Here is a 1,710-nt window from a genome sequence, read left to right as displayed (position 1 = left end):
AGGGAAGCCGGTGCACAGGTGATGCGTGAGACTGAACAGCAGATTTACCGTCAGTTGACTGACGAGGTACTGGCCCTGCGATTGTCTGAAAACGGCTCACGACTGCACCATTCATAATCACGTCGCATAAGCATAAACCGCAGACCGGATTGACTCCGGAAAAACTGTGACCCGATTACGGACCTTAACAACAACCCGTAAATCCTCGCTCAATACCGGCAGGGATTTACGGCGTGCAACTGACTTTTTTGAGGGGCTAACCAACCAGATCGTTTGCTATGGGAATATCGAGACAGTAATGAGTTAAATGATAAAAATTGTTTGAAAATATAGGGGATAAAGATCAATCCAAACTGGATGAAAGTAGAACTGGTCACATTAACATGGGTAGACTGATATAACAATCGACGGTTACTGGAAAGACAGGAACATATTCCTCCAGCTGGAATGAAAACGCCGATAAAGCTCTAGGATTATTTTTTTAAAGACTTTCTCGTTTTATTTGCATTAATAGACCAAGATATGAATAGTGAGGGGTTAATAAATGAAACCGATCAACAATCATTCTTTTTTTCGTTCCCTTTGTGGCTTATCATGTATATCTCGTTTATCGGTAGAAGAACAGTGTACCAGAGATTACCACCGCATCTGGGATGACTGGGCTAGGGAAGGAACAACAACAGAAAATCGCATCCAGGCGGTTCGATTATTGAAAATATGTCTGGATACCCGGGAGCCTGTTCTCAATTTAAGCTTACTGAAACTACGTTCTTTACCACCACTCCCTTTGCATATACGTGAACTTAATATTTCCAACAATGAGTTAATCTCCCTACCTGAAAATTCTCCGCTTTTGACAGAACTTCATGTAAATGGTAACAACTTGAATATACTCCCGACACTTCCATCTCAACTGATTAAGCTTAATATTTCATTCAATCGAAATTTGTCATGTCTGCCATCATTACCACCATATTTACAATCACTCTCGGCACGTTTTAATAGTCTGGAGACGTTACCAGAGCTTCCATCAACGCTAACAATATTACGGATTGAAGGTAATCGCCTTACTGTCTTGCCTGAATTGCCTCATAGACTACAAGAACTCTTTGTTTCCGGCAACAGACTACAGGAACTACCAGAATTTCCTCAGCGCTTAAAATATTTGAAGGTAGGTGAAAATCAACTACGCAGATTATCCAGATTACCGCAAGAACTATTGACACTGGATGTTTCCAATAACCTACTAACTTCATTACCCGAAAATATAATCACATTGCCCATTTGTACGAATGTTAACATTTCAGGGAATCCATTGTCGACTCGCGTTCTGCAATCCCTGCAAAGATTAACCTCTTCGCCGGACTACCACGGCCCGCAGATTTACTTCTCCATGAGTGACGGACAACAGAATACACTCCATCGCCCCCTGGCTGATGCCGTGACAGCATGGTTCCCGGAAAACAAACAATCTGATGTATCACAGATATGGCATGCTTTTGAACATGAAGAGCATGCCAACACCTTTTCCGCGTTCCTTGACCGCCTTTCCGATACCGTCTCTGCACGCAATACCTCCGGATTCCGTGAACAGGTCGCTGCATGGCTGGAAAAACTCAGTGCCTCTGCGGAGCTTCGACAGCAGTCTTTCGCTGTTGCTGCTGATGCCACTGAGAGCTGTGAGGACCGTGTCGCGCTCACATGGAACAA

Annotated in this window: 2 protein-coding genes; both read left to right on the top strand. The window is 43.6% G+C overall.

The window, feature by feature from the left end:
• A partial coding sequence (locus BGK49_RS31100; RefSeq protein WP_241547485.1) for a hypothetical protein occupies positions 1-117 on the top strand: 117 nt, incomplete at its 5' end.
• A gap of 427 nt (positions 118-544) precedes the next feature.
• Positions 545-1,710: T3SS effector E3 ubiquitin-protein ligase IpaH4.5 (ipaH4.5, locus tag BGK49_RS13995; RefSeq protein ID WP_069375761.1), on the top strand; the 1,166-nt coding region annotated here is incomplete at its 3' end.

Origin of the sequence: Shigella sp. FC1544 (genome assembly GCF_001722145.1) — a bacterium.
Lineage (GTDB): Bacteria > Pseudomonadota > Gammaproteobacteria > Enterobacterales > Enterobacteriaceae > Escherichia > Escherichia coli.
Note: the sequence above shows the minus strand (reverse complement) of the source record. Positions and strands in the feature narration are given on the sequence as shown.